Genomic DNA, 22,552 nt, shown 5'->3' with positions numbered 1-22,552 from the left:
AGGCGCTCCTGCTTGCGCTAAACGGTCGGCACCATCAGACAAAGGCGCATCATGGCACGGATTCTCATCACCTCGGCCATTCCCTATATCAACGGGATCAAGCATCTGGGCAATCTTGTGGGCAGCCAGCTGCCCGCCGATCTGTTTGCCCGCTACATGCGCGCCCGCGGTCATGAGGTGATGTTCATCTGCGCCACCGATGAACACGGCACCCCCGCCGAGCTGGCGGCGGCCAAGGCCGGGCAGCCGGTGGCCGAGTATTGCGCCGAGATGCATCAGGTGCAGGCCGACATCGCGCGCGGTTTCCGGCTGTCGTTTGACCACTTTGGCCGCTCGTCCAGCCCGCGCAACCATGTGCTGACCCAGCATTTCGCGGGCCAGCTGGCTGATAACGGGCTGATCCGCGAAGTCACGGAAAAGATGATCTATTCGGTCGATGACGGCCGCTTTCTGCCCGACCGCTATGTCGAGGGCACCTGCCCGAACTGCGGCTACGAATCCGCGCGCGGCGATCAGTGCGACAACTGCACCAAGCAGCTGGACCCGACCGACCTGATCAACCCGCGCTCCACCATCTCCGGCTCTACCAATCTGGAGCTGCGCGAGACCAAGCATCTGTATCTGATGCAACGCTCTTTGCGCGACAAGCTGGAGGCGTGGATCGGGTCAAAGACCGACTGGCCATTGCTGACCACCTCGATTGCCAAGAAATGGCTCAACGATGGGGATGGTTTGCAGGACCGGGGCATCACCCGCGATCTGCACTGGGGCATTCCGGTCAAGCGCGGCGATCAGCCCTGGCCGGGGATGGAAGGCAAGGTGTTCTACGTCTGGTTCGACGCCCCCATCGAATACATCGCGGCGACTGCCGAATGGGCCGATGCGCAAGGCCTTGATGATGCCGCCTGGCAGCGCTGGTGGCGCACCGATATGGGCGCTGATGACGTGACCTATTACCAGTTCATGGGCAAGGATAACGTGCCGTTCCATACCCTTAGCTTCCCCGCCACCATTCTGGGCTCGGGCGAGCCGTGGAAGCTGGTCGATTATCTGAAATCGTTCAACTACCTGAATTACGATGGCGGCCAGTTCAGCACCTCGCGCGGGCGCGGGGTGTTCATGGATCAGGCGCTGTCGATCCTGCCCGCCGACTACTGGCGCTGGTGGCTTCTGTCCCACGCGCCGGAATCGTCGGATGCCGAGTTCACGTGGGAGAATTTCCAAGGCTCGGTGAACAAGGATCTGGCCGATGTTCTGGGCAATCTGGTCAGCCGGGTGACGAAATTTGCCACCGCAAAATTCGGCACCACGGTTCCGGCGGGCGGCCAGTTTGGCCCGATGGAAACCGCGCTGATCGCCGATCTGGGCACGCGGATCCGCGAGTACGAGTCGCTGATGCAGGCGATGGAGGTGCGAAAGGCCGCCGCCGAGCTGCGGGCGATCTGGGTGATCGGCAATGAATACCTGCAAGCCGCAGCGCCGTGGACCGTGGTGAAGACCGACCCGGAGCAGGCGCAGGCGATGATCCGGCTTTCGCTGAACCTGATCCGGGTCTATGCGATCCTGTCGCAGCCGTTCATCCCCGATGCGAGCGCCACCATGATGGCCGCCATGGGCTCGGACGACTGGACATGGCCCGATGACCTGCCCGCCGCGATGCGAAGCCTCGAACCGGGGCAGCCGTTCACCGTGCCGGAAAACCTGTTCCGCAAGATCACCGATGAAGAACGCACCGACTGGCAGGCGCGCTTTGCCGGGGTCCGCACGTGACACAAGCGCCAGACAGCCCTGTCTGGCAGCTTGTGCTGGTGCTCTGGGGCACGAAATACCCGGTGGCAGAGGTCAATCACCTGATTGACACTGTCTGCCGTCAGGCCAGCCATGCCCCGCGCGTGGTGCTGATCACCGATCACCTGCGCGAGGGCTTGCGGAGTGGCGTGGTGCAGCGGCTGATCCCTGATTTCTTCATGGCCGCCGACATGCGCGGTCCCGGCTGTCAGGCCAAACTGTGCATGTTCGAGGCGGGCGTGGTGCCGGACGATCTGCCTGCGGTTTACATCGACATTGATACCGTGGTGTTCGGCGACATGACCCGGTTTCTGGCGCTGCAGACCCGTCGGAAATCGGTCGTCATGTTCCACAATACACTCCTTCCTTTTGGAGCAGTGCCGCGCCTGATCCATAAGGTTTCACGCGGGAAAAAATACCTGCGCGGCAACTCTTCCATTGTGATTTATCACCCGGGCGAATGCACAGATATTGCGTCGCATTTCCGGGAGATGTTCGCAAAAGTGGGCGCAAACGGAACGCCCGCGATGGTGGCAGATGACAAATTCATCAGCTGGTCGCATCAGCACGCGCTCCGTTCCATACCGCACGATATGGCGGTGAAACTGCCCGCCGAATTCATGCTGCCGTACCGCTGGCTGATCCACCTGCGCGCGCGCATGCCATGGGTGCGCAGGCGTTGGGCCGGGCTGATCGCGCTGACCCTGCCGGGGGTGGAGGTCAAGGGCGAGGCGCTGCTGGCGCTGCCCGACGGGGCCGAGATCGTGGACCGTAAGGGGCGGCGGCTGATCTGGTCAGAGGCAGCATTGGGGCCGGTCAAGGCGCGGTTGACCGCCTATTACACGGCACTTCAGCAAAGCGGGAGAACACCTTGATTTTAGGTCATATTGGCGCGCGCAAAGGCTCAAAGGGCGTGCCCGGCAAGAACTTTCGCACACTCTGCGGCAAGCCGCTGATCGACTGGTCACTGGACCAGCTGTTCGCCAACGCTCGCGTTGGCGCGGTGGTGGTGTCGACCGATGATCCGGCGATCCATGCCCATGCCGTGGCACGCGGCGCGCTGGACATCGGGCTGCGCCCGGCCGAACTGGCCACCGATACCGCGCCGAAATGGGGGGTGTGGCAGTATGCGCTGGCCGCCTCCGAGCCGCTGTGCGGACCGGTCTCGGCGTTTCTGGATCTGGACTGCACCTCGCCCCTGCGCATTCCAGAAGACATTGACGGCGCGTTGGACAGGTTCGAGGCAGAGGCCCCGGATATGGTGATGCCCGATATGGTGATGAGCGTCTGTGAGGCGCGCAAGAATCCCTATTTCAATCTGGTCGAACCCGATGCCACCGGGGCTTTGCATGTCTCCAAACCGCTGCCCGGCGGGGTCTGGGCGCGGCAGGATGCGCCGGTGGTTTATGAGCATGTCGGCGTGGTCTATGTGGTGGCCCCGGCCTATCTGCGGCAGGCAAAGACCATCTATGAGGGGCGCGTGGTGCCGTTCGTGCTGCCGTCAGAGCGCTGCCATGACATTGATACGCCTTACGATTTCCGGCTGGTGGAGTTCCTGTTGACCGAGCAGCTGACCGCGGGCGTCAGGAAAGTCTGACAGCGGCCAGAAGCTGCGGGATCGCAGCAAGGGTCTTGCGCGTGGCGTCGGAATGGGCGGCGACAAAGGCGGCAATATGGGCCGGGTCGGGCTGGCGGTTGGCCAGCAGATCGGCGGCAAGGGCGGCGGCATCGGGAACCGAGCGCGCCACGCCTGCGGCCTCGGCCTCGGCAAAGGGGTATTCGATGGTATGGGTGTGCGGGCCTGTGATCACAGGCTTGCCCAGCACCAGTGCCTCGGAAATGTTATGCGCGCCTTTGGGGTTGAAGCCACCGCCGACGATGACCTGATCGGCCATGGCCAGATAGCCGTACATCTCGCCCAGAGTGTCACCGAAAAAGATGTCGGGGATGTCAGGCGACGCGCCCCAGGTGTCGGGGTCAAAAGTGGCAGGCAGGCTTGAGCGGCGCAGGAGGGAAAATCCTTGGTCTGCAAGCGTTTGCGCTACCTCTTTAAAGCGCTCCGGACGGCGTGGAACATAGACGATCAGCGGCATCGGAATGGCTTTTGCGGCATGGTCAGCGCGCAAAGCATGGATCGCGTGGATATAGGTCGCATCCTCACCCTCGATCGCACTTGCGATTGTGATCACACGCCGGTCCTGTGCCCCGATCCAGACCCGCGCCGCCTGCCCTGCGGCGACCAGCGCGGGCGGCACCGGCTGGTCAAAGCGCAACTCGCCGGTCACGGCGATGTTCTGCACGCCAACGACCGCAAACCGCTGGCGTTGCAGGTCGGATTTGACCAAGGCCCCGGCAAAGCCCCGCATCACCGCTTGCCGCAGGCGCAGGCCCTTGCTGTCGCGGGTGATCGCCCGGCTGGGGTATTGCGCGTTGCACATGAAGAGCGGCACGCGTGCGGCGCGCGCGGCCGCGACCATGCGCGGCCAGATCTCGATCTCCATCACCAGCCCGTAAGCGGGCCGGAACGCACGGAAAAAGCCGCGGTAAGCCCATGCGGTTTCCAGCGGCACCCAGACGGCGCGCAGGCGGTCGGCGGCGATGTCGGCGGCAAATACCCGCTCCGCCTCGGCCCGCCCTGCGGGCGTGAAATGGGTGGTGACCACCGTGTCGCCCCGGTCGAGCAGCGCGCGGATCAGCGGCACGGCAGAGCGGAGCTCGCCCAGCGAGACCGCATGCACCCAGACCGGACCGGGCCCGAATTTTCTGCGAAAATTCTGCGGCGCGTGGCGACCAAAGCGCTCGGCCAGATGCGCAGTATAGGCGGGATCCTTGCGGCCACGGCGCCACAGGTAGAACAGGATCAGCGGCAGACCAAAGGTCCAGACCGCCGACCACAGCAGCAGAAAGGCCCGGATCATCGCCGCACCAGGGCCGCAAGATCGGCGGCCAGCGGGTCAAGCCCGTTGGCGGCGCGCTGCACGATTTGGCTCGCGCGCAGGGCGATGTCGGGCAGATCGGGGTCTTGCAACACCTCGGCCAGCTTGCCGAAAGGCACGGAAACCGCTGCAGCTTCGTCGTGCAGCGCCTTGTAGTCATTCACGAAATTGGAAATGTCAGGGCCATGCAGGATGGCGGCGCTGAAATGCGCTGCCTCCCACGGGTTATGGCCGCCCGTCGCATCAAAGCCGCCACCGATCAGCGCGGCTTCGGCCAGACGATACCACAGCCCCATCTCGCCATAGGTATCCGCGAGCCAGACCGCATCGCCGGTCGAGGGCACCCGGCCAAGGCTGCGTCGGGCGAAGGGCAGGGAAGCATCGGTCAGTTGAGCGGCCAGGGTCCCCGCCCGGCCCGCATCGCGGGGCGCAAGGATCAGGAGCCAGCGCGGATCGGCCTGCCACAGCGCGGTCTGCGCCGCCATCGCCTGCGCCTCGTCGCCGGGATGGGTGGAGCCCGCGACCCAGACGCGACGGCCCTGCAACGCCGCCTGTGCCTGCGCAAGTGCGGCGGGGTCAGCGGCCAGCGGCGGCGCTGCGGATTTCAGTGAGCCGGTAACGCGCACCTGCGGCGCGCCAAGCGCGCGCAGGTGATCGGCGCTGCGGTTGTCCTGCGCCGCGATCAGGGTAAAGCGGGCCAAGAGATCGCCATAAAGCCCCCGCGCCTTTGCGCGGCGGGCAAAGCCAGCATCGGTCATCCGGGCGTTGACCAGCGCCAGCGGAATGCCGCGCGCATGAGCGGCGACGACTGCGCCGGGCCACAGCTCTTGCTCGGCCCAGACCGAGAGGTCGGGGCGCCAGTGGTCGAGAAAGCGGCTCAGGTAGGCGGGCGCATCAAGCGGCAGATACTGGTGCTGGGTGCGTTGCGGCAGATTGGCCCCGATCACCTGCGCCGAAGACCGGGCGGAGGAGGTGATGAGGAAGCTCAGCGCCGGGTCAAGCCGCGACAGGGCGGCGATCAGCCCGCGCAGCGCCAGCACCTCGCCCAGCCCCACGGCATGCAGCCAGATCAGCCGCCCCTCGGGCCTTGGGGCCGAGGCAAAGCCACGCTTTTCCGCCACCCGCGCGGGATCTTCCTTGCCGCGCGCGAGGCGGCGGCGCAGGATCAGCGGGCCGAGCGCCGCGATCAGCGGGCTGGCGGCCAGATAGGCGCGCAGGGCAAGGCCCTTTGGCGCGGGATCAGCCATTGTCTTGATCACGAAAGGCTTTTTGCAGCCCTTGCGCCCAGAATTCAGGGCGGGCAAGGGTCTGGGCAAAGCGGTCGGCTGCCCTGCCCGTTCCAAAGCCGGTGTCAGGGGCGTGGCGCTGGCCCCAACGGTCGGTCAGGAACTGCGCCACTGCAGAACTGTCGCCCGCCGCGGCAAAGGCGACCGAGGCCGCCATGGCGCGGTTGGTCTGGCGGGTGCCGACATCGAGCGACGGGATGCCAAGGAACGGCGCTTCGCGCACCCCGGCGCTGGAATTGCCGACCATGCAGGCCGCGTGTTTCATCAGTTCCGAAAAATGCGCAAAGCGCATCGAGGGGATCAGGCGGAAGCGGTCTTTTGGCAGGCCATGCAGCACGGCAAAGATCTGGTCCGACCCCGGATCATTGTTCGGCGCGATCACCACGAAGTTGCGCCCCGACGCCTCCAGCGCGCCGAACAGCGCCTGTGCCTGCGCGGCCATGGTCGCCTGCTCGCTGGTGACCGGGTGGAACACCGCGATGCCATAGTCGTCAAACGGGATGTCATAGCGCGCCCGCACCTCATCTAGCGTGACCCCTGACGGCGCGGCGTGAAAGTCCAGCTCGGGCGAGCCGATGACATGGATCGCCTCTTCCGGCTCGCCCAGCGCCATCACCCGGCGCTTGGCGGTGTCGGAGGAGACAAAGTGATGCGTGGCCAGCTTGGTGTTGCAGTGGCGGAACACCTCGTCAATCGTGCCCGAAACCTCGCCGCCCTCGATATGGGCAGAGGCGATGTAATTGGTGGCGGCGACCAGAGCGCCCGCCAGCGCCTCGATCCGGTCGCCGTGGATGACGATCAGATCGGGCTGATGCTCGGTGATATAGTCGGAAAAGCCGATGACGGTCTTGGCAAGCACGATATCCTGCCCGTCGCCGGGGCGCTGGTTGAGAAATTCATGCACCCGCACGCCGGGCATGCGCTGCACCTCGAGCTTGGTCAGGCCATAGCGTTCCATCATATGCATGCCGGTGACGAAAAACGTGACCCGGTGCCCGGCATCACGCGCAGCGGCGGCGAGCGGTTCCAGCTTGCCGAAATCGGCGCGGGTGCCGGTGAGGAAGAGGATGTGGCGGGTCATAGGGTGCGCTCTGCCGTTTTGGGGTCATGATTGGCCACCAGCGCCTTGATTTCCAGAAGAATTTCCGGGGCTGGCGGTGGAACGCCGCCATCTTCGACCGCGCGCAGGTATTGCGCCCGCATGTCGTGAAAATAGGTCTGCGAGTTCTTTTTCAGATAGGTTGTGCCGAACAACTGATCGGCGGCAAAACAAAAACTGGTGTTGAACGGGCGGCGGAGGGCATTGGCACGAATGTGGCTCAGGGCCATGTCACGCCAGGCCTCGCTGCCGTCGTAGCTGGCAAGCAGGTCGTCGCGTTCGCGTGCATACTTGGCATCGGCATAGGCGGCGTAGGTCAGGGTCTTGTGCAGAAAATCAGGCGCGCAGCTTGCGATCCGGTCGAGAAAGACCGAACGGCGCAGGAGGCCGGAAAAGCGGCGGCCCCGGTCCATCATGTATTTCGAAAAGCCGATTTCCCCATGTTTGATGGTGTATTTCTTGTCGCTGGACATGCGGTACTGGTCCCAGAAGGTTTTGAAAATCTCTGAATTCCAGAACCCGGCAGAAAACAGGTAGAAATAGGATTCAATCTGGCGCAGTTCAAACCGGACGCTCCCGTCAGGTTGATACCGGACCTTTTCATCCTGATTGAGCCCGGCGGCATCCAGATCGTTGCTGTCCAGATGCTGTTCCAGCTGGCGGATGGGATCGCCGTTGATGGGCAGCCACACGCTGTCATTCATGACGATCAGACGCTCGGGATCGCCGCCACGCGCGCGCAGAACCTTTAGCCCGTCGCGATAGCCGCCAAAGTCGTAGCCGAAGTTGGGGCGTTGCACGAGCAGCGAGGCGTGCTGGCGCAGTGCTGGGACATCCTGCGCCGGAACACCGCCATTCAGCACGATCACCGGGGCGTATCCGTGGCTGATCAGGTAATCGAGGGTGAGGAACACCGATCCGGGCACGGATTTTGGCTGATACAGCAGAAAGATGGCAACTTTGCTGCCCATGGCCAGATCACCCGTGGTGATCTGCACCAGCTGGTCAAAGTCACGGTCATAGGTCGCCCGCTGTCGCCGCTGGATCAGCTTTGAGGGGACAGCGGCGATCTGGCCGGGCAAGCCGGTGATCTGACGCCAGAACCGCAGCATCTCGCGGCGGATTTTCCATGCCGGTATCATGCGGCCCTCTGAACAAATTGAAAGCTGTGCACGTCGTTACCTGTCCGATTGCCTGCCGACGGATGGCAGACGTTTTGTCATGCGGCCCAGCAGCAGATGGCTGCCTTTGCCGATCAGCGCGCCAAGGCGGTTCCGGTAGACCCCGAGCCTGCGATACCAGGGGAACTTGCTGACCTCGGCAAAGCCGTGGCCGGTGATGGTGCTGGCGTTGCCGTCATCGACATGGCTGGGAAACGGCTGCAGCGCGAAGTGGCGAAAGCCGGTCAGGTCGATCCGGTCGAGCGCGTGATCAATCGGGCGGCGGACCGGCAGCATGTCGGGCAAGAGCCGTCCGGCACAGTCGCAGGTGACCAGATAGGCCCCCATGCCGGTAAAGCTGCCGACAAAGGCGTTCAGCTGGTAGCCGCCCGCCTGCCCCTGCCCGACCGGAAATTTCGCCCGGATCTTGTTGAGCTTGAGCATATCCCAGCGGTCAGCATGGGCGAGTGCCACATCGAGCGCCGGCAGGAAATCATCGTGAAACACCACGTCATCTTCCAGCACCAGCGCGACCTTGTGCGGCGACGAGATCAGCGCCTGCCAGACCGCGAGATGCGAATGATAACAGCCGATTTCCCCCGGCAGCACCTCGCGCCCGACATTGCGGCGAAACGCGGGCAGATCGACGGTCGGGGCCAGCCGATCCCACCCTGCCCGGCCGTCCACCGCCTCATAGAGCGTGTAGTCCAGCCCCAACGCCTGCAACTGCGCCTGCATCCGCGCGCGACGCTCGGTCGAGCGCGGCAGGTTGATCAGCCAGATGCCAAGATCGGCGCGGGTCAGGTTGAGAGAAAGCGGCGGCTGCATCATTGGGTATCCGTTTCAGAAAATACCTGAGCCAACATCGTCTTTGCCGCTGAATCCTCGATCATGGCTGCATATTCAGCCTGCGGGCGCTCATCTCTTCTCGAACTTGAAACATTCCGGCAGTGCAGGAAGGTAAAGTCCTTGCGGCTGACGAATGGCATGCGTTTGAAGTTTTTGACACCATGCACCTTGAGCTGTTGCCGCGCGGCAAGGCTATTTGCCCGCAGGCAGTATTTGGGAGAGCATGGGGGATCATCCGGCAAAGCCAGCGTATGATCACGGTGGCGCACGGGGGATTTTGCGGGCGGTGGATAGCGCCAGTGTCCTGTGGCCATGACAATGCCATGTCGGGCGGTCTCAACCGCGTCAAAGATCGCCTCATCTTTGGCAGAAACAATCAACTCATCAACATCCACATTCAGCATGGCCCGGGCATAGCGCATCGACAGCATCCAGAAAGCGTTCATGAACGCTGTTTGCAGGAACTGGGCATAGCTTGCCCGTCTGGCAGTTGCAAAGTCAGGCCCATAGCGAAACGGGATCTGCGCCAACGCGACTGACGTGTAACCCTCCACCGCGCCAAGCGTTTCGGCAAGCGCGTCTGCGCTGTAGATGGTGCTGTCATTATCCACGAAAAAAACCGCGTCCGCCTTGTGCTTACGCTGATACCAGACCATCCAGTCCCTGATCCAGGCCAGATCATTGTTCTTTGACATGGTATAAATCACGCGGCGACCTGCGAAACGGGCCGGTTCGCAGGCAAGAACCGGCATCACGCCTTCGACGCCAGTCATGGCCATTCTCAGCGTCGCGCCCATCGGCGCTTTGTCAAAGACAAGACGGTCAAACTTATCGCCGTGAATGATGCGGGGTGGCGCAAGCTTTTGATCCTCAAGAAAAAACTGTGCGCGACGGACAACAGGCGTGAAGTTCAGCAAAGGCGGCGCAAACACCTGCAGCCGGTATGTCGCAGCGTCGTGCATGGCAATGTAAAACAGGGTGGTGGAATCGTAGCGCTCCCAAAAGGCATCGGTCGGGGCCTCGACACGCGGCGGCGCCTCCCTGCGAAGCCCAAGGCTTTCGGGGATCACCATACCCGGAACGTGGGTGATCACGGTGTCAATCATGCCAAGTCCTGTTGAGGTCAAACGGGCCTGCGCCAGCCGTCACGCCAGATCACCCCATTTCAACTGCGTATTGCGTGTCACCGCGCGGGTCAGGGTTTTGCCCACCACCTTGTCGAAGTCATAGCCAGCAATCTCGCCCGAGCCCGGGCGGCGGGCCCAGATGTCGGATTCTTCGATCACATGCCCCTCGGCCAAGTCACGGTCGGCCACCACGCTGGCGCGGGCAAAGCGGTAGACATCTTCTTCCGGGGCGGAGCGTTGTTTGGGGTTGTTGGCGGCGATCCAGATCTCGCGTGAGCGGTCGACCAGCAGCCGCAGTTCCGCCGGGTCCATCGAGTTGATGATGTCGGGGCCCTTGCGGTAGCGGGTATCGGTGTAGTGCCGTTCCAGAATGCACGCCCCCAGCGCCACCGATGCAAGCGCCATTTCCGGCCCGATGGAATGGTCGGAAAAGCCCACCACCGCGTTGGGAAACGCATTCTTCAAATCTGTCACGCCGCGCAGGCTGACGATTTCAGCCGGCGACGGATACAGGTTGGTGCATTCCAGCAGCGCATAGTCCACCCCCGCCGCATCCAGTATGGCGACGCTGGCGCGCAGGGTTTCAATCGTCTGCATGCCGGTGGACATAATCACCGGCTTGCCCTTGCGCGCGATGTGGCGGATCAGCGGCAGGTTGTCGGCCTCGCCGCTGCCGATCTTGTAGGCGGGCACGTCGAGGGTTTCCAGAAAATCGGCCGCCGCGCGCGAGAACGGGGTCGAGATCCAGATCATCCCCAGCTCTTCGGTATAGCGCTTCAGCTCGGCCTCATCCGCCAGCGACAGGGCGCAGCGTTCCATCACATGCCAGATCGACACATCGGCGTTGGGCGGAAAGATCGACTTGGCCTCATCCGTCATCTCGTCTTCAAGGATATGGGTCTGATGCTTGATCATCTCGCAGCCCGCACCGGCGGCCAGACGGACCATCTCTTTGGCCACCTCCAGACTGCCGCCATGGTTGATGCCGATTTCGGCGATCACCAAAGGCGGATGGGTGGGGCCGATCTCACGGGTGCCGATTTTCATGGGCGGGATCCTTGCAAGCTGTTTGCCCTGATCTACCGCCCGCGCGCCCGCAAGGAAAGCCCTATGCCCGCAACCGCTGTGTCAGGTGGGCGATCCTTGCCCGCAGGTCGGGGCTGAGCGGCCCCTCGCGCGCGGGGTCGATGAGCGTGTTCAGCAGATGCGGCGCCGGCGGCGGCCGCCCGCCACCCCCCCAGCTGAGCGCGCGCAGGATCGCCTGCGCCTCGCCCGGCAGCTCGTCAGGGATGTCATAGCCCGCCAACGTGGCCCAGAGGGCTGTCCAGCAGCGCCCCACGCTCCACGGATTGTAGCCGCCACCGCCCAGCAACAACAGGCGCGGGGCCAGCGGCAGCAGCGCTTGCAGCACCCCGATATAGGCGCGGTTCGACAGCGACAGCCGTGACAGCGGGTCTTCGTCCAGCGAATCCGCTCCGGCCTGCAGCACGATCACATCCGGGCGATGCGCCTGCACCTGCGGCAGGATCACCGCGTCCAGCACCGCCCGCATTTCCGTATCGTTAAAACCGCGCGGCAGCGGCAGGTTGACGCAATTGCCGCCGCCGTCATCGTCGAGCGCGCCGCTGAACGGCCAGCGCCCCTCTTCATGCGTCGAGATCAGCAGGGTCTGCGGATCACCGGCAAACCCATGCTGCACCCCGTCGCAATGATGCGCGTCAATGTCGATATAGGCCACACGGGCCATGCCCGCCCGGCGCAGCGCCAGCACAGCCAGCACCGGATCGTTGAGGTAGCAAAAGCCATTGGCGCGGTCGGGCAGCCCGTGATGGGTGCCGCCGCCCGGCACATGCACGGCGCTGGTGCCATTGGCCAGCAGTTCTGCCGCCAGCATCACGCCCCCGGCCCCGGTGGCGGGGCGCGAAAACACCTGCGCAAACACCGGATTCGACAGCGTACCCAGATGATGCCGCGCGCGGATGGCGTCGGTGACCGTGCCCTCCGCCTCGGCCTGCTGCAAGGCGGCCACATACTCCGGCGTGTGCCACCGTTCCAGCGCGGCAGGCTTGGCCCGCGGACTGGTGCGGTATTGCACGGCGGGCAGCCAGCCAAGGGCGCGGCCCAGATCCATCACGGTCGATACCCGCGGCACCCGCAACGGATGCGCCGGACCATAGGACGAACCGCGATAGACCTCGGACCCGATGAACAGCGGCACAGATTTCAGGTCCCCGGTCAGCGCAGCAACGGCTCGATCTGCCCGGTGATGGCAGCGGCGGTCGGATTGACCGACGCGCCCCAGGTGCCCAGCACCTCACCCTCCGCGCCGAGCAGCACTTTGTTGAAATTCCAGCCCGGGGCAAAGCCATGCGCGACCGCCAGCCATTGATAGAACGGATGCGCCTGCGGCCCCCGGACATGGGTGATGTCGGTCATGGCGAGGGTCAGATCAAAGCGGATCGCGCAGTATTCCTTGACCGCCTGCGCATCGGCCAGTTCCTGACTGAAGTCATCTGACGGCACCGCCAGCACCAGCAGCCCGCGCGCGCCATAGCGATCGTGCAGCGCTTGCAGATCATCGAACTGGCCCGCAAACCCGCACAGCGACGCGGTGTTCACCACCAGCACCGGATGGCCGCGCCAGTCGTCCAGCTCAATGCGGCCACCGTCGATCGAGGCAAAGGAAAACCCGCCCGCCGCAGCTTTCGCCACCATATCCCCCGACGCCGCCAGCAGCCCGGTTGCAGCCAGACAGACGGCCATACCGTTCAGCGCAGTTTTCCGCAGAAATGTCCGACGACGCATGCCCACACCGCTTCCTGCTGATCCATATCTTGTATCTTGCGCAGATAGGGCTGACCGGGGAAAGATCAAACCGCAACCACGTATATGTCAGTCTGGACAGCGGTTTTGTCTCTCGGGGGGGTGTTATCTTTTGGAAAAGTCACCCATATTGAAAAATCAAACTCCGACCCGGACCAACCAGGCGCGGCTTTTCCCGCCCTTTGATTTTTCCGCCCTTTTACAGGCACGACGCAGAAACGATACCGACGGCATGAAACCAGCAGCAGCAGACCAGTTCACCCTGACCCCGACGGAAGGGGGGGCCAGCCAGCACGCCGCCCTGTGCTGGCGGATGCATCGTGGCCGGGTGCAGGTGCTGCTGATCACCAGCCGCGACACCGGACGCTGGATTGTGCCAAAGGGCTGGCCGATGGCTGGCAAGACACCCGCCGAGACTGCGATGACCGAAGCCTGGGAAGAGGCGGGGGTTCAGGGCAGCCCTGATGCCACGGACCCGCTCGGATTTTACAGTTATGACAAGTTGCGCGGGCAAAAAGACCCGATCGCCTGCGTTGTCAGCGTTTTTGCGCTGCGCGTGACCGGGCTTGCCGACAAGTTCCCCGAGCGCAAGCAGCGGCAACGCAAATGGTTTGATGCCAGGAAAGCGGCGCGCAAAGTGGCAGAACCGGACCTGCGCAGCCTGCTGTCGCAGCTGTCGTTCAAGGGGCAAAGGCTGGTGCGCCTTCCTGTCAGCGAAAAGCCCGCTTGAATTCGGGCCGGGGATTGTTAGCTGTGACAGAGGCAAGCCGCCGCGTTGCATTGGTGCCCAGATGATCCGCTACAACCTGAAATGTGCGCAAGCCCATGAATTCGACAGCTGGTTTCAGTCTGCCGGGGCCTATGAGACTTTGCACGCCGCGGGCCATGTCACCTGCCCGGTCTGCGGCTCGGAACAGGTGGAAAAGCTGCTGATGGCCCCTTCCGTGCGCCCTGCCCGATCGGCCGCCCTGCCACCCACCCAGCCCCCTGCCCCCCGCACCCTCTCGCAGCCGCAAAATGACCGGGAACAGGCCCTCGCCGCGCTGCGCGCGCAGGTCGAGGCCAATTCGGAATATGTCGGCATGAACTTCGTGACCGAGGCGCGGGCGATGCATGACGGCACCGCCCCCGAACGCGCCATCTATGGCGAGGCCCGGCCGGAAGAGGCGAAAAAGCTGATCGAAGACGGCGTGCCGGTCGCCCCCCTGCCGTTCCTGCCCAAGCGCAAGGCGAACTGACAGCCGGGCCGCCCTGCCCGGCCGTCAGATGCCTCCGGCGGGAGTATTTTTTCCAAGATGAAACCCGAAGACCAGCCTCCGGATTTCATCTTGGTCCAAATACTCATCTTATTTCCCGAACTTGCCCCGCAGCGCATCGGCAAAGGGATTGGCGCTGGTGCCCTGAGCCGCCCCTTGCGGTGCCGCCTGCATCGGCAGCGGTTTGCCGCGAGGGGCGGGTTTGTCGGCGCGGTCCGCCGCGCGCTCGCGGGCGTTTTCCCGCGCGTCGGCGCTGTCTTTGCGCATGGTCAGCGCGATGCGCTTGCGGGCCGCATCAACCTCAACCACGCGGACCTGCACCACATCGCCGGCTTTCACCACCTCATGCGGGTCTTTGACGAAGCGGTCTGCAAGCTGGCTGACATGGACCAGACCATCCTGATGCACACCGACATCGACAAAGGCGCCAAAGGCCGCGACGTTGGTGACGGTGCCTTCCAGCATCATGCCCGGTTTCAGATCGCGGATCTCGTTCACGCCTTCGGTAAAGGTCGCGGTGCGGAAGCTGGGGCGCGGGTCGCGGCCCGGCTTTTCCAGCTCGGACAGGATGTCCTTGACTGTGGGCAGGCCAAAGCGGTCGTCGATGAACTGACGCGGGTCGAGCTTTTGCAGCGCGGCGGCATCTCCCATCAGGCTGCGGATGTCGCGGCCGCAGGCGGCGGTGATGCGGCGGGCCACCTCATAGGCTTCGGGATGGACGGATGACGCGTCCAGCGGCTCCTTGCCGCCCGCAATGCGCAAAAAGCCTGCGGCCTGCTCGAACGCCTTTGGCCCGAGGCGGGCGACCTTCAACAGTTCGCGCCGGGTGTTGAACGGGCCATTGGCGTCACGGTGGGCCACAATCGCCTCGGCCAGACCTGCCCCCACGCCAGAGACCCGGGCCAGCAAGGGCGCGGAGGCGGTGTTGAGGTCGACGCCGACGGCGTTCACCGCGTCTTCGACCACCGCTTCCAGCGAGCGGCCCAGACGGTGCTGGTCGACATCATGCTGATACTGGCCGACGCCGATGGATTTGGGCTCGATCTTGACCAGCTCGGCGAGCGGGTCTTGCAACCGGCGGGCGATGCTGACCGCGCCGCGCAAGCTGACGTCCAAATCGGGGAATTCCTTCGCCGCCAGTTCCGAGGCGGAATAGACCGAAGCCCCGGCCTCGGACACGATGACCTTGACCGGCTTTTCGGCCCCGGGCAGCACGGCCAGCAGATCGGCCACCATCTTTTCCGTTTCGCGGCTGGCGGTGCCGTTGCCGATGGCGATCAGCTGCACCTTGTGCTTGCCGATCAGTTGGGCGATTCCCACCTGCGCGCCGCGCAGGTCGTTCTTGGGCTGGAACGGATAAACGGTATCGGTCGCCACCACCTTGCCGGTGCCATCCACCACCGCCACCTTGACCCCGGTGCGGATGCCCGGATCAAGGCCCATGGTGGCCTTGCCGCCCGCAGGGGCTGCCAGCAGCAGGTCTTTCAGGTTGCGGGCAAAGACGTTGATCGCCTCGGCCTCGGCCCGGTCGCGCATCTCGCCCATCAGATCGAGGGTGAGCGAGGTTTTCAGCTTGATCCGCCAAGCCCAGCTGGCCGCTTCGCGCAGCCAGGCATCGGCAGCGCCTTTCGTGCTTGCCGACAGCGCAGCACCGCAAGCCTGTTCGGCCGGGCTCTGGCCGCGCGGGGCATCGGGGTCGATGTCGAGGTCGATGGTCAGAAAGCCCTCGTTCCGGCCGCGCAGCATGGCCAGAACGCGGTGGCTGGGGGCGGTGGCCCAGGCCTCGTTATGGGCGAAGTAATCCGAGAACTTCGCGCCCTCGGTCTCTTTGCCGGCGATCCCCTTGGCCGACAGCCGGGCGACCTTTTTCATATGCTCGCGCAAGCGGCCCAGCAGGGAGGCGTTTTCGGACAGGCCTTCGGCGATGATGTCGCGCGCGCCTTCCAGCGCGGCTTTCACATCGGCGACGGCTTCGGTCACATAGCCCGCCGCCAGCATGGCAGGGTCGGCGCTGCGGTCGGCCAGAATCGCATCGACCAGCGGCTGCAACCCGTTTTCGCGGGCGATCATCGCCTTGGTGCGACGTTTGGGCTTGTAGGGGAGGTAGATATCTTCCAGCTCGGCCTTGGTGGTGGCCTTGGCAATCGACAGCGCCAGCGGATCGGTCATCTTGCCCTGTTCGGTGATCGAGCCCGCGATCGCCGTGCGCCGCTGTTCCATCTCGCGCAGGTAGACCAGCCGCTCGGCCAGCAGGCGCAACTGCGAATCGTCCAGGCCCCCCGTCACCTCTTTGCGGTAGCGCGCGATGAAGGGCACGGTGGCACCCTCATCCAGCAACGCCACGGCGGCGGTGACTTGCGGGGTTTGCGCGTTGATCTCGGTGGCAATGGTCTGCGCGATGCGGCGGGTGGTGTCTGGCGTCATGGTGATGGCGTTCCCTCTCGGTCGGAGGGCGACCATAGCCAAGCGTTACGGTGAGGGAAAGAGTGGTGACCGCGACAGCCGCGGGAAACCGCGCGCGGCACAGACCCATGCCAAAGCCCCCGAAAAGGGGGGCTTTGGCATGGGTTATGCAAGGAAGGATGGTACCAGCTCCCCGGCTCGAACGGGGGACCCCTAGATCCACAATCTAGTGCTCTAACCAACTGAGCTAAGCCGGCACTTGGGGGCGATTTAACGCCCCTTGCTTTGGATTGCAAGCAGGGTTTGGCGCAAAATGTGTCTGCGATGGCCGGTTCCCGCAACCGGGCACGGCGGTGGCGTGCGGCTTGCGAAACAGCGCAAAGGGCGCTAGGGCAAGGTCTGCATCAGCAAGGGGGCCGCAATGGGCATCGACAAGGAAAGCGAAATCGCCGCAAACCTTCAGATCGGGCCGACCTCGGCCGGAATGGTTCGCATCTATATCGAGGCCGATGGCGGCGTCGAGCTGCCGCTGGATTTCGAGCCGGAAGAGGCCGAGGAAATCGCCGAAGAGCTGCGCGCCGCGGCAGAGGCTGTGCGCGCCATGGGCGGCAGCAAGGGCGCAGGCGGCGGCAAAGCTAAGCCCAGGCGGAAATAACCCCGGCAGGGTCGCGCAGCGCCTGAAGGCGCAGCGCGGCATGGCGGGCAAAGCCCTGCAGCACGGCCTTGCGCCGGGCGGGGGCGAGCGGGGTTTCCGGCCCCATCCGCATGATTTCAGCGCCATAAGCATCCGCCAGGATCAGGCCGGTTTCCTCGGGCAACAGTCCGGTCGGAAAATCGGCATCCACCGCCCAGAAAAACCTGTCGCACCACGGCAGATAGCCCTGCCATTTGCGGTCGGCCTGATAATCGGCGCGGCAGGATTTGCATTCGATCACCCAGACCTGCCCCTTGGGGCCAAGCGCCATCAGATCGACGCGCAGGCCGGGGGTCGGCACCAGCTCTTCCACGGTCACAAACCCCATGTCGCGCAAGGCCCGCGCCACCCCACGGGCAAGGCGCTGACCGGGCATCACAGGCAAGGTTTCGGGTGCAATATCCATCGCATCAGTATGAATAAAAGGTGAACATCTGACAAGGGGGTTTGACTTTATGCCCGCCCTGCTTAATCCGCGCCTACCAAGAAAGTGTCTGGCCGGTTGGTTATTCCGGCACCGCGTTTGCGCGGGACTGTCGTCGGCAACCCGGCGAACCCATGGGGAAACAGTCACCCAAGGACATATCAAAATGACCCATTCCACCCGTATCGTTATTCTGGCGCAGGTTTTTATCTCTGGCAGCATGGCCGCTTTGATGAGCGGCATCATGAGCGCCCTGAAGCTGGGGATCACCCCGGTGTTCCTGTCGCAATGGGGCCAGGGCTTTGTGCTGGCCTGGCCAATCGCGTTCATTCTGTCGCTGGGAGTCGGGCCATTGGCGTTCAGGGCGGCAAATGCCGTGAACCGCCTCTTGCCCTGAGCCTGCGCTACGCCTATCTGTTGTGGTGGCGGGTGCTGCTCTTCGCGTGCTGGGGCTTTTTTCCAGTGGCCGATAAGCAAACGAATGGATGCTGGCTCTGGCAAGATCCTGGTCTTGCTACCTGGTGCCCACCTGAGACCTCTGGCTCTCGGGAAACCATGCCACCCACGGCTGCTGCGGGCCCGCCACCCTACTCTTCACGGCAGACACGAAAAAGGGGCGGATTTCTCCGCCCCTTTTCTGCTGTGTGGGGTTTTCCGGCTCAGAAGCCGAACACCAGCGAAACGCCCAGCTTGTTGTCGGTCTTGATGGCGCGGCTATCGTTGTACTCGCTCAGATAGCTGATCCGGGTCGAGAACGCGTCGGTCATCTTGACGTTCAGGCCCAGATCGTTGTTCGCGCGCAGCGCCGAATCCGACTTCAGCACATCGGTATCATTCGTCACGAAGAAGTTGTCGTTGATCCGGTAAAAGAACCGCGACGCGGCCAGATAGCCGGTTTCCGTGGTCGAATTGCGGGCACCGTCCTGCAGGTAGCTGACGCCGATACCAGCCTGTACGCGCCAGGAAACGTCCGGCGTGTTCACGATGCGATAGCCCGGACCGAAGCCAAGGAACGCATCACGACGGTTATCGTCAACGGTTTCGGCCAGACCGTTGGTTTGCAGACGGGCAAGTGCGAAGCCATAGAAGTTCTGGTCAAAGTAGTAGTTGGCGTCATAGACGACAAACACGTCTTCTTTGGTCGCAGTATTGTTCGCCTCGGCGAAATCGAGTGCGGCACCAATCGTCTGAACGAACTGGCCCTGCGCATAGCGCAGACGCACACCGGCGGTGATGTCTTGCGACTCGTTGTTGCCGGTCTTGCCCGAATAGCCCAGCGAAGCGCTGCCGCTGAATCCGGGTTGGAACTCTGGGCTGCCAAAACGCGCCGCATCTTCGGCGCGCGCCAAATCATCTGCAACATCATCATTGATGTCGTCGATGCGGTCATCAAGAGCCTCAACGCCCGTGATGGCGACTTGCGCCACAGCGGCAGGCGCAAAAGCGACTTGGGCGGCGGCAATGGCCAGCACGCCGGCACCAAGGGTGCGGAGTTTGACTGTCATCATTATATCCTTTTCTCACACACCGGCCTCTCTCGTGCCGGTCGCGGAGGAAACGGATGAAAACGCGGAAAGTTCCCGCGCCTCACGCATTTGCGATCCGTCGTGAACTTACGCCGCGTAAGGTAACGGCTTGATCCGGCAGGCGAAAAACCGCCTATTGTTGTCCGGTGACATGTTCGGCCCCGCCGATGCGGCCTGCCACGGACCCAGAGCTATCGGCGATGTGCATGCTGCCGACGGGACACAGGGACTTCGACCCGGACCGGCACCAGCGGCTGTCTGCGGCCGCGTGGCGGTGTATCCTCCGGCCCGGCCATCCGCATGACAGCGATGGCAAACTGCACCCCGGCAAACACCACGCCATTGAACATCACCATCATCAGCGCCGCGACCCAACCCATCGGTGAGTTCAGGATCAGACGTTGCAGCCCGGCGACATCCAGCCAGACCAGCCCAGCCACAAAGGCAGCGGCGATGCCAAAGCCGATAGCGACATTGACGATGTAGAGGCGGATAAGCTTGGGCATGTCTGTGCTCCTGATCAGAACAAAACCTTAGCGCGCCTGCGGCAAAGCGAAAGGGCCATTTCGCCGCAGGCTTTTCACGCCACCGTCACAAGATTGTGCTGCGGGCAGCGGCGGCGGGTCAGTTCATCGGCCGGGCAAATTCCATGCTGCCGCCCTTTGCCCCGGTCAGCAGCAGGGTCACTGGCCCTGTTACCTCGGCGCGGGTCATCTCGGCCAGTGCCGCAAGCATCGCCGATTCGGCGGCCAGATCGGGGCAGGCCATTCGGGTGGCCGCGATGGCACCGGGGCGGAACTCGGGCAAGGTGCCGTCATAGCTGCCGGAAAAGCGGTTGCACGGCCCCTGCCCGGCGATGCTGCCGGGTGTGCTGAGGTCGATCTTGCCCGTCGCCGTAAACGGCTGGCCGTTGATCGACACCAGCGTCCATTCGATGGCAAGGTACTCAGACGGCACGGCATCGGCCCCGGCGGGCAGGCAGGCGGCAAGGCCGAGGCTGGCGGCGAGGGCAAGGGTAAAACGGGTCATGGTCAGGCTCCTGAAAAAAGATCTGACATATGACGCATCAGAACCCTTCGGGCTTGGCCTCATGCGCCATATGATCGAGGACGGCGTTGACGAACTTGGATTCTTTTCCTTCGGGAAAGAAGGCTTTGGCCACATCGACGAATTCGGTGATCACCACTTTCGGCGGCGTCGCCATCTGCGTCATCTCGGCCCCGGCAGCGCGGAACAGCGCGCGCAGCACCGGGTCGATCCGGTCGATCGGCCATTTGGCCACCAGAGCGCGGTCGGTCATCTGATCGACCAGCGCCTGAAAGTTTACCGCGTGATCGACCAGCGCGCGGAAATGATCCACATCGCCTTCGACAAACTCGCCCTCGTCATAGGTCGCGCCAAAGCGGTGCGTCTCGAACTCGCGGCACACCGCCTTGATGGTCTGGCCCGAGACTTCCATCTGGAACAGCGCCTGCACAGCGTAAAGCCGCGCGGCAGAGCGCATCTGCTTTTTCTCGGCGTTGCTCGGTTTTGCTGCCGATTTTGACTCTGTCATGCGCGGAACCCGATCCCTTTCGTCTGGCCCGCCCATTTGCGCGAAAGCGCGATCAGGTGCAAGGCCGCTGCCGCAGCGCCGCCACCTTTATTCTGCCCCGCCGGATCGGCCCGCACCTCGGCCTGCGGCCGGTTTTCCACTGTCAGGATGCCGTTGCCGATGCAGGCCCCTTGCAGACCCAGCAGGCTGAGGGCGCGGCTGCTGTCATTGCAGACGGTGTCGTAATGCGTGGTCTCGCCCCGGATCACGCAGCCAAGGGCGACATAGCCATCATAATTCGCCTGACGGTCGGCCATGGCAATGGCGGTCGGCACTTCCAGCGCGCCGGGCACCTCGACCAGATCAACCTCGGCCCCACAGGCGGTCGCGACGGCGCGCGCGCCTGCGACCATGTTGTCGGCGATATCCTTGTAATAGGGCGCGACCACGATCAGCAGCTTTACCGGCCGGTCAAATTCCGGCAGCGGCAGGGTGTAATGGGACTCGTGCGTGGCCATGGTTTACTCCGTGATCCGGCGGGTGCCGGTGATCGACAAGCCGTAAGCATCCAGCCCGACAATCTTGGGCTGCGGCGAATTGGTCAGCAGGGTCAGCTCGTTAACCCCCAGCGACACCAGAATCTGCGCGCCGATGCCGTATTGCTTCAGCGTCTGCGGCGAGGCTTCGGTATCCGAGATCAGCTTGCGGTCGAGCTCGCGCAGCAAGACCAGCACACCGCGCCCCTCAGTGGCGATGAGGCTCATCGCATCGGCGAATTCCGCCGTGCGCCCTGCCCCGCCAAGGCCCACCACGTCGAGCAGCGGGTCGAGCGTGTGCATCCGGGTCAGCACCGGGCCGGGCGTGGTGATGTCGCCCTTGATCAGGACCACATGTTCTGCGCCTTCGGTCACATCGGTATAGATCCGCATGGTCCAGTCGCCGCCATATTCTGACGTAACGGCGCGCTCTTCGGTCAGTTTCACCAGATTGTCGTTGCGGCGGCGATAGGCGATCAGGTCGGAAATCGTGCCAATCTTCAGCCCGTGTTTTTGCGCAAACAGGATCAGGTCTGGCAGACGCGCCATCGAGCCGTCATCGTTCATCACTTCGCAGATCACGCCTGACGGGTTCAGCCCGGCCAGCCGCGACACATCGACCGCCGCCTCGGTATGACCGGCGCGGACCAGAACACCACCATCGCGCGCGCGCAGCGGAAACACGTGGCCCGGGGTGGCGATATCCTGCGGGCCCTTGGTCTGGTCGATGGCGACTGACACGGTGCGCGCCCGGTCTGCGGCGGAAATGCCGGTGGAAATCCCGTCGCGCGCCTCGATCGACAGGGTAAAGGCCGACGCCAGACGCGATGAGTTCTTCGGGCTCATCGGTTGCAGACCCAGCTGATCGACGCGGTCGGCGGTCAGCGCAAGGCAGATCAGACCCCGGCCATAGGTGGCCATGAAGTTCACCGCCTGCGGCGTGCACATCTGCGCCGGGATCACCAGATCACCCTCATTCTCGCGGTCTTCATGATCCACCAGAATGAACATGCGACCGTTGCGCGCGTCGTCGATGATGTCTTCGACAGAAGAGATGGCGTCCGAATACTGGGTCATGCGGTGGGTTCCTGAGCGGTTTGTCTGGCTTTAC

General features: G+C 63.8%; 24 protein-coding genes and 1 tRNA gene. 7 read left to right on the top strand and 18 right to left on the bottom strand.

The genetic code is table 11. The features are described from left to right. Nucleotides 1-51: 51 nt before the first annotated feature. The 3 genes from metG to J2X53_RS08445 are packed head-to-tail and all read left to right on the top strand — an operon-like array spanning nt 52 to nt 3,385. A complete protein-coding gene (metG, locus tag J2X53_RS08455; protein WP_349037051.1) occupies nt 52-1,770 on the top strand; it encodes a methionine--tRNA ligase in 1,719 nt (572 codons plus the stop codon). Further along, nucleotides 1,767-2,663: a hypothetical protein gene (locus tag J2X53_RS08450; RefSeq protein WP_349037050.1), complete on the top strand. Its 897-nt coding sequence runs from the start codon at nt 1,767-1,769 to the stop codon at nt 2,661-2,663. Before metG ends, J2X53_RS08450 begins: the two co-directional genes overlap by 4 nt. Continuing rightward, the gene (locus J2X53_RS08445) at nt 2,660-3,385 is read left to right on the top strand and encodes an acylneuraminate cytidylyltransferase family protein (protein ID WP_349037049.1); all 726 of its coding nucleotides are present in this window, start codon (nt 2,660-2,662) and stop codon (nt 3,383-3,385) included. The genes J2X53_RS08450 and J2X53_RS08445 overlap by 4 nt, the downstream gene beginning before the upstream one ends. Here the strand turns inward: J2X53_RS08445 and J2X53_RS08440 are convergent. From J2X53_RS08440 to J2X53_RS08400, 9 genes are all read right to left on the bottom strand, one after another. Further along, nucleotides 3,372-4,706: a glycosyltransferase N-terminal domain-containing protein gene (locus J2X53_RS08440; protein WP_349037048.1), complete on the bottom strand. Its 1,335-nt coding sequence runs from the start codon at nt 4,704-4,706 to the stop codon at nt 3,372-3,374. The two genes, J2X53_RS08445 and J2X53_RS08440, sit on opposite strands and share 14 nt — an antisense overlap. Further along, nucleotides 4,703-5,983, bottom strand: a complete 1,281-nt coding sequence (locus J2X53_RS08435; RefSeq protein WP_349037047.1) for a glycosyltransferase N-terminal domain-containing protein — start codon at nt 5,981-5,983, stop codon at nt 4,703-4,705. Before J2X53_RS08435 ends, J2X53_RS08440 begins: the two co-directional genes overlap by 4 nt. After that, nucleotides 5,964-7,091: a UDP-N-acetylglucosamine 2-epimerase gene (gene neuC / locus J2X53_RS08430; protein WP_349037046.1), complete on the bottom strand. Its 1,128-nt coding sequence runs from the start codon at nt 7,089-7,091 to the stop codon at nt 5,964-5,966. The genes J2X53_RS08435 and neuC overlap by 20 nt, the downstream gene beginning before the upstream one ends. Then, on the bottom strand, nt 7,088-8,221 hold the full coding sequence (locus tag J2X53_RS08425) for a rhamnan synthesis F family protein (RefSeq protein ID WP_349037045.1): 1,134 nt from the start codon (nt 8,219-8,221) through the stop codon (nt 7,088-7,090). The genes neuC and J2X53_RS08425 overlap by 4 nt, the downstream gene beginning before the upstream one ends. A gap of 66 nt (nt 8,222-8,287) precedes the next feature. Further along, the gene (locus J2X53_RS08420) at nt 8,288-9,097 is read right to left on the bottom strand and encodes a glycosyltransferase family 25 protein (protein ID WP_349037044.1); all 810 of its coding nucleotides are present in this window, start codon (nt 9,095-9,097) and stop codon (nt 8,288-8,290) included. Next, nucleotides 9,097-10,224, bottom strand: coding sequence for a hypothetical protein (locus tag J2X53_RS08415; RefSeq protein WP_349037043.1), 1,128 nt, complete (start codon nt 10,222-10,224; stop codon nt 9,097-9,099). The genes J2X53_RS08420 and J2X53_RS08415 overlap by 1 nt, the downstream gene beginning before the upstream one ends. 39 nt (nt 10,225-10,263) lie before the next feature. Next, nucleotides 10,264-11,292, bottom strand: a complete 1,029-nt coding sequence (locus J2X53_RS08410) for an N-acetylneuraminate synthase family protein (protein ID WP_349037042.1) — start codon at nt 11,290-11,292, stop codon at nt 10,264-10,266. A 61-nt stretch (nt 11,293-11,353) separates the two neighbouring features. Then, complete coding sequence (locus J2X53_RS08405; RefSeq protein ID WP_349037371.1) at nt 11,354-12,472, bottom strand: acetoin utilization protein AcuC; 1,119 nt, start codon at nt 12,470-12,472, stop codon at nt 11,354-11,356. A gap of 8 nt (nt 12,473-12,480) precedes the next feature. After that, complete coding sequence (locus tag J2X53_RS08400; protein WP_349037370.1) at nt 12,481-12,960, bottom strand: glutathione peroxidase; 480 nt, start codon at nt 12,958-12,960, stop codon at nt 12,481-12,483. A 340-nt stretch (nt 12,961-13,300) separates the two neighbouring features. Here J2X53_RS08400 and J2X53_RS08395 point away from each other — a divergent pair, with 340 nt between their 5' ends. Continuing rightward, nucleotides 13,301-13,798: an NUDIX hydrolase gene (locus tag J2X53_RS08395; RefSeq protein WP_349037041.1), complete on the top strand. Its 498-nt coding sequence runs from the start codon at nt 13,301-13,303 to the stop codon at nt 13,796-13,798. Between the two features lie 61 nt (nt 13,799-13,859). Next, a complete protein-coding gene (locus J2X53_RS08390; protein ID WP_349037040.1) occupies nt 13,860-14,306 on the top strand; it encodes a DUF1178 family protein in 447 nt (148 codons plus the stop codon). A gap of 108 nt (nt 14,307-14,414) precedes the next feature. Here the strand turns inward: J2X53_RS08390 and J2X53_RS08385 are convergent, their stop codons facing one another. After that, the gene (locus J2X53_RS08385) at nt 14,415-16,748 is read right to left on the bottom strand and encodes a Tex family protein (protein ID WP_349037039.1); all 2,334 of its coding nucleotides are present in this window, start codon (nt 16,746-16,748) and stop codon (nt 14,415-14,417) included. A gap of 159 nt (nt 16,749-16,907) precedes the next feature. After that, nucleotides 16,908-16,984, bottom strand: a tRNA-His gene (locus J2X53_RS08380). A 164-nt stretch (nt 16,985-17,148) separates the two neighbouring features. Here J2X53_RS08380 and J2X53_RS08375 point away from each other — a divergent pair. After that, nucleotides 17,149-17,382: a DUF6324 family protein gene (locus J2X53_RS08375; RefSeq protein ID WP_349037038.1), complete on the top strand. Its 234-nt coding sequence runs from the start codon at nt 17,149-17,151 to the stop codon at nt 17,380-17,382. Here the strand turns inward: J2X53_RS08375 and J2X53_RS08370 are convergent. Continuing rightward, the gene (locus J2X53_RS08370; protein WP_349037037.1) at nt 17,363-17,827 is read right to left on the bottom strand and encodes an MmcB family DNA repair protein; all 465 of its coding nucleotides are present in this window, start codon (nt 17,825-17,827) and stop codon (nt 17,363-17,365) included. The genes J2X53_RS08375 and J2X53_RS08370 overlap by 20 nt on opposite strands. Before the next feature lie 184 nt (nt 17,828-18,011). On the opposite strand from J2X53_RS08370, the gene J2X53_RS08365 reads away from it, so the two are divergent. After that, nucleotides 18,012-18,242: a DUF2798 domain-containing protein gene (locus J2X53_RS08365; protein ID WP_349037036.1), complete on the top strand. Its 231-nt coding sequence runs from the start codon at nt 18,012-18,014 to the stop codon at nt 18,240-18,242. Between the two features lie 262 nt (nt 18,243-18,504). Here the strand turns inward: J2X53_RS08365 and J2X53_RS08360 are convergent, their stop codons facing one another. The 6 genes from J2X53_RS08360 to ribB form a co-directional block, all read right to left on the bottom strand. Then, the gene (locus J2X53_RS08360; protein ID WP_349037035.1) at nt 18,505-19,350 is read right to left on the bottom strand and encodes a DUF481 domain-containing protein; all 846 of its coding nucleotides are present in this window, start codon (nt 19,348-19,350) and stop codon (nt 18,505-18,507) included. A 212-nt stretch (nt 19,351-19,562) separates the two neighbouring features. Further along, nucleotides 19,563-19,877: a hypothetical protein gene (locus tag J2X53_RS08355; RefSeq protein WP_349037034.1), complete on the bottom strand. Its 315-nt coding sequence runs from the start codon at nt 19,875-19,877 to the stop codon at nt 19,563-19,565. A gap of 118 nt (nt 19,878-19,995) precedes the next feature. Beyond that, nucleotides 19,996-20,400, bottom strand: coding sequence for an META domain-containing protein (locus tag J2X53_RS08350; RefSeq protein WP_349037033.1), 405 nt, complete (start codon nt 20,398-20,400; stop codon nt 19,996-19,998). A gap of 37 nt (nt 20,401-20,437) precedes the next feature. Then, nucleotides 20,438-20,926, bottom strand: coding sequence for a transcription antitermination factor NusB (gene nusB, locus J2X53_RS08345; RefSeq protein WP_349037032.1), 489 nt, complete (start codon nt 20,924-20,926; stop codon nt 20,438-20,440). After that, the gene (locus tag J2X53_RS08340; protein WP_349037031.1) at nt 20,923-21,423 is read right to left on the bottom strand and encodes a 6,7-dimethyl-8-ribityllumazine synthase; all 501 of its coding nucleotides are present in this window, start codon (nt 21,421-21,423) and stop codon (nt 20,923-20,925) included. The genes nusB and J2X53_RS08340 overlap by 4 nt, the downstream gene beginning before the upstream one ends. A gap of 3 nt (nt 21,424-21,426) precedes the next feature. After that, entirely contained in the window at nt 21,427-22,518 is a 1,092-nt protein-coding gene (gene ribB / locus J2X53_RS08335) for a 3,4-dihydroxy-2-butanone-4-phosphate synthase (RefSeq protein ID WP_349037030.1), read from the bottom strand. Between the last annotated feature and the right edge of the window lie 34 nt (nt 22,519-22,552).

This window comes from Pseudotabrizicola sp. 4114, from assembly GCF_031457365.1.
Lineage (GTDB): Bacteria > Pseudomonadota > Alphaproteobacteria > Rhodobacterales > Rhodobacteraceae > Pseudotabrizicola.
This window is presented reverse-complemented; position numbering and strand designations above follow the sequence as displayed.